Genomic DNA, 9,367 nt, shown 5'->3' on the forward strand with positions numbered 1-9,367 from the left:
GAGCGAAGTCGAAGGCCACGCGCCCCAACCTCGCCCCACACCATCACCGCCGGACGAGCGTCCCCGCCCCCTGCTTGGTGAAGATCTCCAGCAGCATCCCGTGCGGCACACGCCCGTCCAGGATCACCGCCGCATCCACCCCGGCCTCGACCGCCGAGACGCAGGTCTCCAGCTTCGGGATCATCCCCCCCGAAATCGTCCCATCGCTGCGCAGTTCCGCGATTCTGGCCGGGTTCAGGTCGGTCATCAGCTCGCCCTGCTTGTCCAGCACGCCCGCGACATCGGTCAGCAGGAAGAAACGCGACGCGCCCAGCCGCGCGGCGATCGCGCCCGCCATGGTGTCGGCGTTGATGTTATAGGTATGCCCGTCGAGCCCGATGCCGACCGGCGCGATGACCGGGATGATGCCGTCGGCGCACAGGCTTTCGATCAGGCGCGGGTCGACCGATACCGGCTCGCCGACGAAACCCAGGTCGACATGGCGCTCGATCCCCTTCAGCGGATCGGCCTCGCGCCCCTGCACCTTCTCGGCGATGACGAGCCCGGCATCCTTGCCCGAGATACCGACCGCGCGGCCCCCGGCGGCGGCGATCCAACTGACGATTTCCTTGTTGATCGATCCCGCCAGCACCATCTCGGCGATCTGCGCGGTTTCCTTGTCGGTCACGCGCAGCCCGTTGACGAACTGCGACTCGACGCCCAGCCGCTTCAGCATCGCGCCGATCTGCGGCCCGCCGCCATGGACCACGACCGGGTTGATGCCGACCGCCTTCAGCAGCACCATGTCCTCGGCGAAGTCGCGCTGACGCTCGGGGTCGCCCATGGCGTGGCCGCCATATTTCACCACGAAGGTCTTGCCCGCATAACGCTGAAGATAGGGCAGCGCCTCGGTCAGCGTCTCGGCCTTGGCGAGCAGGGCGGCGTCGGGATCGTGGTTGGTCATGGCGGCCCTTTATCGCGCGCGAGGGACGGGGAAAACCGGCAATATGGGTTAAGCGCGATCGAGCCGCCGACCGATCGCCACGAACACATAGATCAGCGGCGGCACCAGAATGGCCGACAGCGTGACCTTGGCGATCATCTGCCCGATGACGAGCTGGCCGATCGGAAAGGCGCCGTAAAAGGCAATGGTGACGAACAGCAGCGTGTCGACCACCTGGCTGAGCATGCTGGCCACCGCCGCGCGCAGCCACAGCATCTTGCTGCCCTCCCGCCCCTTCAGCGCGGCGAAGATGGTGACGTTCAGCGTCTGCGACACGCCATAGGCGACGATACCGCCCAGCCAGATCCGCCAGGTCGACCCCAGGATCAGCTGGATCGCCTCGCGATTGGCGGGCACCATGTCGGGCGAAGGCGGCAGCATCCATACCACCCAGGACAGCGCCAGCGATACGAGCAGCGGCACGAAACCCACCCGCACCAGCCGACCCGCGACGGCCGGGCCATGCAGTTCGGCCACCGCGCTCGACGTGACGACCAGCAACAGGAAGGCAAAGATACCCGCCTCCACCGCGATCGGCCCGAGCGAGACCTGCTTGTTGCCCAGCACACCTGCGATACACACCATGCCGCCGTAAAAGATCGACAGGGCGAACAGAGAAGGCGAGATCAGGCGCGGGCGGGATGCGACGTCAGGATGGTCCATCGCAGACTGCTAGCGCGAAAACGGTCCGTGGCAAAGGATTAGGAACGTCTCATTCCCCCCCTGCAAGGGGAGGTGGCAGGGCGAAGCCCTGACGGAGGGGTGTCGCCCTCTCGATAGCGGGACACCCCTCCGACGCGCTGCGCGCGCCACCTCGCCTTGCAGGGGAGGAATTAGAGGGCCCAATCGCTTGCACCGCGCCCCACGACACGCTCTATTCCCGCCAACACAAAAACAAGGGGGATCACATGCGGTTGGCGAAATGGCTCGGCGGGGTGGCGGCAACGCTGGCGATGATGCCCGGCATCGCGGCGGCACAGGACAGGCCCGACCAGAAGGCGTTCTTCGACCTGTACAAGCAGCTGGTCGAAACTAATACCAGCCTGTCGGTCGGCAGCTGCACCCAGGCCTCCGCCCAGATCGCCGAGCGGCTAAAGGCGGCCGGCTACAAGGACGCCGATATTACCCTGTTCTCGGTCCCCGACCATCCCAAGGACGGCGGCATCGTCGCGGTCCTGCCCGGCACGGACAAGCGGTTGAAGCCGATGATGCTGCTCGGCCATCTCGACGTGGTCGAGGCCAAGCGCGAGGACTGGACGCGCGATCCGTTCAAGCTGATCGAGGAGGACGGCTTCCTCTACGGCCGCGGCACCGTCGACGACAAGGCGATGAGCGCGGTCTGGGCCGACACGCTGATCCGCCTGAAAAAGACGCCGCCCAAGCGCACCATCAAGATGGCGCTGACCTGTGGCGAGGAAACGACCTTCGCCTTCAACGGCGCGGAATGGCTGGCCAAGAACAAGCCCGACCTGATCGCGGCCGAGTTCGTCCTGAACGAAGGCGGCGGCGGGCGGCTCGATGCGGACGGCAAGCGCGAGTTGCTGGCGGTCCAGGTCGGCGAGAAGGCGGCGCAGAACTACACCTTCCTTGCGACCAATCCGGGCGGTCACAGCTCGCAGCCGACGCCGGAGAACGCGATCTACGAACTCGCCGATGCGGTGAAGGCGGTGCAGGGTTATGAATTCCCGATCCACCTGACCGATACGACCCGCGCCTTCCTGACCGCCACCGCGCAAAAGGTCGGCGGCCAGTTGGGCGATGCGATCACGCGGCTGCTCGCCAACCCGGAGGACAAGGCGGCCGACGCGATCGTCAGCCAGGACAAGGCGCTGCACTCGACGCTGCGCACCACCTGCGTCGCGACTTTGCTCCAGGCGGGCCATGCCGAAAACGCGCTGCCCCAGCGCGCGACCGCCAATATCAACTGCCGCATCTTCCCCGGCGAGACGGTCGAGGGGACGCTGGCGAAACTCAAGGAACTGGCGGGGCCGAAGATCACCGTCACCGCCAACCAGCCGGTCCGCCCGACCGCGATCCCGCCCAAGCTCGACCCGAAGATCATCGGCCCGATGAAGACGCTGGCGGCGAAGCACTTCCCCGGCGTGCCCCTGGTCCCGATGATGTCGACCGGCGCGACCGACGGCATCTTCTTCCAGAGCATCGGCATCCCCGTCTACGGCGCGCCGGGTATCTTCATCGAAAAGGACATGTCCGGCATCCACGGCCTGAACGAGCGCATCCGGGTCAAGTCACTCTATGACGGGCGAGATTATCTGTACGATCTCGTCCGGGCCTATGCCTATTGAGGATGACGGGGCCCGCTTGACCGGCGGGCCCCTGTCGGCGTTTAGGGCTCCGAGTCCCATGACAGCCGGTCGATATACGGTCCGGCGGGATCGTCCGGGTCGACTTCGATCAGAAGGGCGTCGGTCAGCGGCTCGTTCAACAGGACGAAGCCGTCCGGATAGACCGTCCGCAGATGCGGCACCGCGCGGTTGAGCGCCCTGAACGACAGGAGCAGCGCCGGCTCGTCCTCGATCTGCCATCCGATCAGGACCACCGTGCCATGGCCCGCCGCGAACGCGTCGATCGCAGGGACGACCGCATCGGATGACGAGGACACCAGGCGCAGCCGGTGCCGCATGGCAGGCCGCAACCGCTCGACCAGTGCCGCCTGGCGATGGGAGGACAGGGCGGAGGCCATGACCCCGACCATGGTCCATGCCTCCAGCAGGTCGAGGACGCGGCGCGACCGCCGTCTGCCCCGCAAGGTCTGGCCGAGCTCCAGCTCGTCACGGGTCATATCGCCACGCCTATCCTGATCCATTCCGGGTGCCGCCGCCCGCGCCCATGGGGCCGGGCGGCGGCACGGTCCCGTCACGCGGGCTGGTGCACCGGCGGCAGGCGCAGGCGCATCGGTTGCGCCAGCCAGCCGACCACGGTCCGTCGCATCGGCTGCCAGAAGGCCGACAGGGTCAGCAGCGCCGAGCCGATGACCAGCGCGGTGAAGGCCGCGCCCAGCTCCACCGCGCCTGCGCTGCGGAACAGCGAGTAGAGCGCGTAGAGCACATAGACCAAGCTGGACACGAGCAGCGCCCGCCGGTCCACCGCCAGTGCGATCCCGGCGAACAGCAGGTACAGCGCCAGCACGATCACCGCGACGCCCGCGCCGATATCGCCGTCGAACACGCCCAGCATCTGAAAGATCGGATGCGCGATCATCGGTGCCGCGGCCAGGTGCAGCCAGAAGGCGACGTCGGCACGCCGCGTCTCACGCTTCGGGTCCGACATGTCCCAGCGCATGGCGAGTGCGAACACGCCCAGCCCGCAGAGCAGCAGCATCGGCCACACGCCCTGCTTGATGTCGGGCACCGCCGCCATCACCAGCCCGATCGCGACCCCGACCAGCGCGGCCGCCCCCGCCGCCACGGTGATCGGCACCATGAACCGCCGCCAGTGCAGCCAGGCCGCGCCTGCCGAGACCAGCCCGACGCCCGACATCGCCAGCGCGCCCGACGTGTCGCCGATATGCGGCCAGATCGTCTCGATCAGCCCGATCAGCCCGCCCGCGACCCCGCCGACAAAAGCGAGCAGCAGCAATATGCTGGGCAGGGCCATGCGCCGCTTGGCGGTGAAGTAGAAGGCCAGCATCCACGCCGCCGCCGCGACGAAGCCGCCGCCCAGGCCATGGCTGATGCGGAACCCGATCTGCCCCAGCGCTGCGAGCAGCAGCGCGATCGCGATCGACACGAAGATGTCGTTGAACCCAGTGAGCAGCCGGAAATGCTCCTCGTCGACGGCCGGCGCGGCATGCGCCGTCGCAACATGCTGCCGCAGCGCCGATGCCGCCTGGGGCGAAATCGCCCCCGCCGCCACCGCACCGTCGATGTCGCTCTCGCTATACATGGACGTTCTCCCTGTTGAGATGGGGAGAAGGATGACGCATGTGTATTATCGTGTCAATACACAGACACAGTTGTGCACTGCCCTGTTCAATCAAGGGTCTTGGGAAGGGGTGCAAAACGCCTGGCAAAATCGAACAGCAGCATGGCGGCCCGCTCATAGGTCTTGTCGCAACTGCTGACACTCGTGCCAGAGGTCACCCGTGGCCCGCTTCGACGCTCAAACGCATATTCCACACCATCCGTGCACAACCGATCTCCCCCTTGATAACCGTCGGTCACCATATCGAACTGCGCCATGACCTGATCGAACTCGGCCACGGAGGTCTGGAAATGATAAGCCTGTCGCTTGTCCAAACCATCGGGCGCGTGTCGTAACACGATCACCACCCCTTCCGCCTTCTCGCCGCGCCGTCTCAGCGCAAGCGCATAGGCCTGATCGGACAGCGCAGGATTGACCGCCAGCCTGACCGACTGCGACCCCAATGCCGACACCGGGTGCAGCGCCGTCAGCTGAACCAAGGCTCCGTTGTCCAGATCGATCGCGTTGGGATCGGACAGCAACAGCCCGGAATGGACCCGCGAGTGCGCCCGCATTTCGGCCGCCTGCCCCCGCTGCCGCCACCACGCTTTCGTCAGGAGAGTTCCGGCCCAGATCAATTGCGTCAGGACAAGGAGCGTGCAGACATAACCGATACGGTGGAGCCAGCGCCAACGTCGAGCAGCCACCTGTCCGGTGGCGTCAGTCATTTTCCGTCACCCGCACGCAAGCCTGGAAACGATCGGTCGCTCCCTCCTGACGGTGCCAAATTTCTACAACCGTATAGTAGATGAAATAGCTCCCGGTTTCTTTGGAAATCGTGTCTCCCAGGCGCGGCAGGAATGCGAAGTCGCCCGTGAATAGCGGTACCATCTCGTCCTTTTCATAGACTTCGATCATGGCCATGCGGCATCCTCCCATCGCTATCTGAACCAGCCCTGCGGAGGTGGCAATCAACACGGGCTTTCCGTGCTGCTATCCTGCCAATTCGCTGAACGCCGCCGCCACGCGCCATTCAGGATAAGCGGTGCAATCTCCGCCACATACGGGAGCTTATCGTTTCGAGGATGTTGCGATGACCATGTTCAGGACGGGATTGCTGGTCGCGATGGCCGGTGGAGTCTTGCTGACGGCGGGCACCGCCAGCGCGCAGGACTGGCGTTATGACGAATATCGCGCGCATCAGGCGGCGCGGGGTGCGGAGGTCCATGCCTATCAGGCGGGGCGCGACCAGCGGGCCGCCGACACGGCCGCCTATTATGGCGATTACCGGGCGGCCGATGCCTATGCCCATGCCGCCGCCGTTCGTCGGCACGAGGCGCGGCGCGATGCACGTTTCGCACGGCATGAGCGTCATGCGGCACGCTGGGATTATTGGCGCGGCTATTGAGCCTGTCGGGCGAATAGGAAAAGGGCCGGTGCGAGGGGTTCGCACCGGCCCTTTTTCATGTCCAAGTCCGAAGACGGCCGATCAGCCGTCGTAGTCGGCACCCAGATTCTGGTTGCGCGGCGGGGCAGCGGCGGTCAGGCGCAGCGCCTCGGCCGAGGCCTGCAGGCTGCCGACGTCATCCGCCTCGTCCTCGTCGTCGATCTGGACGCGTTGCAGGCTGTTGACGACCGACTCTTCCAAATGGGTCGGACGAACGGTTTCCTCGGCGATCTCGCGCAGCGCGACGACCGGGTTTTTATCGCGATCGCGATCGACGGTCAGGTCCGCTCCACCCGAGATCTGACGAGCCCGCTGCGCCGCGAACAGCACCAGATCGAAACGGTTGGGAACCTTGTCGACGCAATCCTCGACGGTGACGCGCGCCATGCGTGTGTCCTTCGCAAATAATGCTGGGATGAAAGCGGGCCACCTAACAGCAATGCGTCAGCAAGTCAAAAGCCTTGGGACATGCAACGCCCGGCTTGCCTGAATCGTTACGCGGTCGAGAGGATGACCTTGCCCGACGACACCGCCCAACTCCCATCCACGCCGCCCCCGTCCATCCCGCCTGAGCAGCCCCGCTTCCGGGTCGACGGCCATGACCTGACCCTGCTCGACACGGGGCCCCGGCGGCTGGAGGCGCTGCTCGCGCTGATCAAGGGCGCGCGGGTTTCGCTGCGCATCCTCTATTATATCTATACCGATGACGCGGCCGGACGGCGGGTGCGCGACGCGATGATCGCGGCGGCGCGGCGCGGGGTCGCGGTGTCGGTGATCGTCGACGGCTTCGGCGCGGGCGCGGACGAGGCGTTCTTCCGGCCGCTGATCGAGACCGGCGCGCGGCTGTCGCGGTTCGAGCCGCGCTTCGGCCGCCGCTACCTCCTGCGCAATCATCAGAAGCTGGCGCTCGCCGATGCCGAAGGGCCCGCGCCCTCGATCATCATCGGCGGCTTCAATATCGAGGATGACTATTTCGGCACCCCCGCCGACCAGAGCTGGCGCGACCTGGGCCTGTTGGTCGAGGGACCGGCGGCGGCGCGCATGGCGGGCTACTTCGATGCGCTGTTCGCCTGGACCGAAAATCCGAAGGGCCGGTTGCGCGACCTGAACAAGGCGCTGGCGCATTGGAGCGAGTCGACGGGCCGCTTGCGATGGCTGATCGGCGGACCGACCCGGCGGCTGTCGCCCTGGGCGCGGACGGTGCGCGACGATATGCGGCGCGGGCGACGGATCGATGTGATCGCCGCCTATTTCACCCCCAGCCCGACCATGCTGCGGCGACTCGATCGCGCCGGTCGCCGCGACGCCGAGGTGCGGATCGTGACGGCGGGCAAGTCGGACAACGAAGCGACGATCGCCGCGGCGCGCTTCACCTATGCAGGCCTGCTGCGCAAGGGCGTCCAGATTTTCGAGTATCAGCTGACCAAGCTGCACACGAAATTATACGTCATCGACGATGCGGTGCATGTCGGTTCGGCCAATTTCGACATGCGCAGCCTGTTCGTGAATCTGGAACTGATGCTGAGGGTGGAGGACACGGGCTTTGCGACCCATGTACGCGCCTATGTCGATGGCGAGGTCACCCGGTCGGAGGCGATCACGCCCGACTGGTACAAGCGGAACACCGGCTGGTTCCAGCGACTGCGCCAGTTCGCGGCCTATCTTCTGATCGCGGTGATCGATCCTTCGGTGTCGCGGGGGCTGAATTTCGGGATCGAGTCGCCCGATGGAGAATAGAATTCCTCCCCTGCAAGGGGAGGTGGCAGGCCGTCAGGCCTGACGGAGGGGTGTCCCGCTATCGAGAGGGTGACACCCCTCCACCAGTTTCGCTGGTTCCCCTCCCCTTACAGGGGAGGAATGGGTGTCAGTCCTTCCAGGCCCAGTAAAGCTGCGCCGGGGGCACATTCCACCATTCCATGTCGTGGTCGATGTTCGACCAGTGCGGGACCAGAAAATCCTTCACCTTGGGGCTGAACTGATAGACCAGGAACGCGCCGCCGGGACGCAGCACGTCATGCGTGCCCTGCGCGATCGCCGGGCCGACGCCGGGCGGCAGGGTCGAGAAGGGCAGACCCGACAGAACGTAATCGGCATGATCGAAGCCATGATCCCGCACGATCTTCTGCACGTCCGCCGCCGACCCGTTCACCGCCTTGAAGCGGGGATCGATGATGGTGTGGCGCAGATAGTCGCAGAAATCGGCATTGGTATCGATCGCGATCAGCATCGCGTCGGGCGCCATGCGCTCCAGAATCGGGCGGCAGAAGGTGCCGACGCCCGGGCCATATTCGACGAACAGCTTGGTATTGGCCCAATCGACCGGGCCCAGCATCTTGCGGATCAGCTTGCCCGACGACGGAATGATCGAGCCCACCATCACCGGATGCTTCAGAAATTGCTGAAAAAACATCTGGCCGGGCGAGGGATACCCCGTGGCATCGGTGCGGGACTTGCGCGCGGCGGTGGTCGAGCTGGGCATCGAGTTCCTGTCGTTCGTGATCCCCGCGTAAGGGACGCGCGAGGGAAATTCCCTCGTCGCACAGGTGCCGAACGACTTTCAAGCTATTGGGTTGCCGCCGACCCGTGCATTCCGTCGCAAAGCGGGTGCGGTGGATGGAGCGTTATGACCGACAGGACGGGGCAGATCGCGGTGATTTTCGTATCGACGCGGACGGATAGCGATCCGCAAGGCTATGCCGCGGCGGCGGAGGCGATGGACGCCCTCGCCTCGCGACAGCCGGGATATTGCGGGGTCGACAGCGCGCGCGGGGCGGATGGGCTGGGCATTACCGTCAGTTGGTGGGCCGATGAAGCCAGCGCCTTGGCATGGCGGGCGCATCCGGACCATGCGGCGATCCGGGATCGCGGGCGGGCGGAATGGTATGCGCGGTATGAGGTCGCGGTGGCGCAGGTTGGGCGGAGTTATAGGTGGGGCCAAACTTAGCCGTTTGGAATTCAAAGCGCGCCGCCAGCACGCCCCTCCCGCAAGCGGGAGGGGATGGGGGAGGGCAAGG

Annotated in this window: 12 protein-coding genes; 4 read left to right on the plus strand and 8 right to left on the minus strand. The window is 65.8% G+C overall.

Annotation, left to right across the window (positions count from 1 at the left end):
- Positions 1-43 precede the first annotated feature (43 nt).
- Positions 44-943: an acetylglutamate kinase gene (gene argB, locus SB4_RS13685; RefSeq protein WP_058753007.1), complete on the minus strand. Its 900-nt coding sequence runs from the start codon at positions 941-943 to the stop codon at positions 44-46.
- A 48-nt stretch (positions 944-991) separates the two neighbouring features.
- Positions 992-1,645 carry a queuosine precursor transporter gene (locus SB4_RS13690; protein WP_058716471.1) on the minus strand — a complete coding sequence of 218 codons (654 nt, stop codon included), beginning with the start codon at positions 1,643-1,645 and terminating at the stop codon, positions 992-994.
- 245 nt (positions 1,646-1,890) lie between these two features.
- Between SB4_RS13690 and SB4_RS13695 the strand changes: the two genes are divergently transcribed.
- Complete coding sequence (locus SB4_RS13695) at positions 1,891-3,288, plus strand: M20/M25/M40 family metallo-hydrolase (protein ID WP_058753008.1); 1,398 nt, start codon at positions 1,891-1,893, stop codon at positions 3,286-3,288.
- Positions 3,289-3,329: 41 nt separating this feature from the next.
- On the opposite strand, the gene SB4_RS13700 is transcribed toward SB4_RS13695, so the two are convergent.
- The 4 genes from SB4_RS13700 to SB4_RS13715 all read right to left on the minus strand — a co-directional run bounded on the left by SB4_RS13700 (position 3,330) and on the right by SB4_RS13715 (position 5,830).
- On the minus strand, positions 3,330-3,785 hold the full coding sequence (locus SB4_RS13700) for a hypothetical protein (protein ID WP_058753009.1): 456 nt from the start codon (positions 3,783-3,785) through the stop codon (positions 3,330-3,332).
- A 74-nt stretch (positions 3,786-3,859) separates the two neighbouring features.
- Positions 3,860-4,888 (minus strand): hypothetical protein, encoded by a 1,029-nt coding sequence (locus SB4_RS13705; protein ID WP_058753010.1) that lies wholly within the window; start codon positions 4,886-4,888, stop codon positions 3,860-3,862.
- Positions 4,889-4,974: 86 nt separating this feature from the next.
- On the minus strand, positions 4,975-5,634 hold the full coding sequence (locus SB4_RS20390; protein WP_241488620.1) for a hypothetical protein: 660 nt from the start codon (positions 5,632-5,634) through the stop codon (positions 4,975-4,977).
- Complete coding sequence (locus SB4_RS13715) at positions 5,627-5,830, minus strand: hypothetical protein (RefSeq protein ID WP_058716467.1); 204 nt, start codon at positions 5,828-5,830, stop codon at positions 5,627-5,629. Before SB4_RS13715 ends, SB4_RS20390 begins: the two co-directional genes overlap by 8 nt.
- 169 nt (positions 5,831-5,999) lie before the next feature.
- Here SB4_RS13715 and SB4_RS13720 point away from each other — a divergent pair, with 169 nt between their 5' ends.
- The gene (locus SB4_RS13720; RefSeq protein WP_058753011.1) at positions 6,000-6,314 is read left to right on the plus strand and encodes a hypothetical protein; all 315 of its coding nucleotides are present in this window, start codon (positions 6,000-6,002) and stop codon (positions 6,312-6,314) included.
- An 81-nt stretch (positions 6,315-6,395) separates the two neighbouring features.
- Here SB4_RS13720 and rpoZ read toward each other — a convergent pair whose 3' ends face one another.
- Entirely contained in the window at positions 6,396-6,740 is a 345-nt protein-coding gene (rpoZ, locus tag SB4_RS13725) for a DNA-directed RNA polymerase subunit omega (RefSeq protein WP_058734009.1), read from the minus strand.
- A gap of 123 nt (positions 6,741-6,863) precedes the next feature.
- On the opposite strand from rpoZ, the gene SB4_RS13730 reads away from it, so the two are divergent.
- On the plus strand, positions 6,864-8,090 hold the full coding sequence (locus tag SB4_RS13730) for a phospholipase D-like domain-containing protein (RefSeq protein ID WP_058753012.1): 1,227 nt from the start codon (positions 6,864-6,866) through the stop codon (positions 8,088-8,090).
- Positions 8,091-8,217: 127 nt separating this feature from the next.
- Here SB4_RS13730 and SB4_RS13735 read toward each other — a convergent pair whose 3' ends face one another.
- Entirely contained in the window at positions 8,218-8,832 is a 615-nt protein-coding gene (locus SB4_RS13735; RefSeq protein WP_058753013.1) for a class I SAM-dependent methyltransferase, read from the minus strand.
- Positions 8,833-8,976: 144 nt separating this feature from the next.
- Between SB4_RS13735 and SB4_RS13740 the strand changes: the two genes are divergently transcribed.
- Positions 8,977-9,297 carry an antibiotic biosynthesis monooxygenase family protein gene (locus tag SB4_RS13740; protein WP_058753014.1) on the plus strand — a complete coding sequence of 107 codons (321 nt, stop codon included), beginning with the start codon at positions 8,977-8,979 and terminating at the stop codon, positions 9,295-9,297.
- Positions 9,298-9,367 lie beyond the last annotated feature (70 nt).

Source organism: Sphingomonas sanguinis, assembly GCF_001476905.1.
Lineage (GTDB): Bacteria > Pseudomonadota > Alphaproteobacteria > Sphingomonadales > Sphingomonadaceae > Sphingomonas > Sphingomonas sanguinis_B.